This is a genomic window from Acidovorax cavernicola (assembly GCF_003581445.1).
Genome location: NZ_QXMN01000269.1, coordinates 1 through 902 on the forward strand (window position 1 = coordinate 1; position 902 = coordinate 902).

A 902-nucleotide genomic window follows, 5' to 3' on the forward strand; every position below is an offset into this window, starting at 1 on the left:
ACACCAGCCACGCGCTGCAACTGCGCGTCGGCCGCGACATGGTCGTGCTGCCCGCACTGGACCGCATCGTGCTCAAGCTGCGCGAAATGGCCCATCAGTACGCCGATGTGCCCATGCTCAGCCGCACCCACGGCCAGACCGCGAGCCCGACCACCGTCGGCAAGGAAATGGCCAACGTCGTGGTGCGCCTGCAGGCCGCCGTGGACCGCATCGCGAGCGTCAAAATCCTGGGCAAGATGAACGGCGCCGTGGGCAACTACAACGCCCACCTGTCGGCCTGGCCCGAATTCGACTGGGAAGCGTTCAGCAAGCAGGTCATCGAAAGCCCCGAACCCAACGGCCTGGGCCTGACCTTCCAGCCCTACTCGATCCAGATCGAGCCGCATGACTACATGGCCGAGCTGTTCGACGCCGTGGCGCGCGCCGACACCATCCTGATCGACCTGTCGCGCGACATCTGGGGCTACGTCTCGCTGGGCTACTTCAAGCAGCGCCTGAAGGCCGGCGAAATCGGTTCGTCGACGATGCCGCACAAGGTCAACCCCATCGATTTCGAGAACGCCGAAGGCAATCTGGGCCTGGCCAACGCGCTGCTCAAGCACCTGTCGGAAAAGCTGCCCGTGAGCCGCTGGCAGCGCGACCTGACCGATTCGACGGTGCTGCGCAACATCGGCGTGGCGCTGGGCTATGCCACGCTGGCCTACACCTCGCTGATGACCGGCCTGAACAAGCTCGAACTCAACGAGGAAAAGCTCGCCGAAGACCTGGACAACGCCTGGGAAGTGCTGGCCGAGCCCATCCAGACCGTGATGCGCCGCTATGGCGTGCAGGGCGCGTACGAAAAGCTCAAGGAAGTCACGCGCGGCAAGACCGTGCAGGCCGAAGACCTGCACCGCCTGATC

At 64.7% G+C, this 902-nt stretch carries 1 protein-coding gene; it reads left to right on the forward strand.

What is annotated here, in order from left to right:
* Positions 1-902 (forward strand): adenylosuccinate lyase (gene purB, locus D3H34_RS33065; RefSeq protein ID WP_119558903.1); only part of this gene is annotated, 902 nt, incomplete at both ends.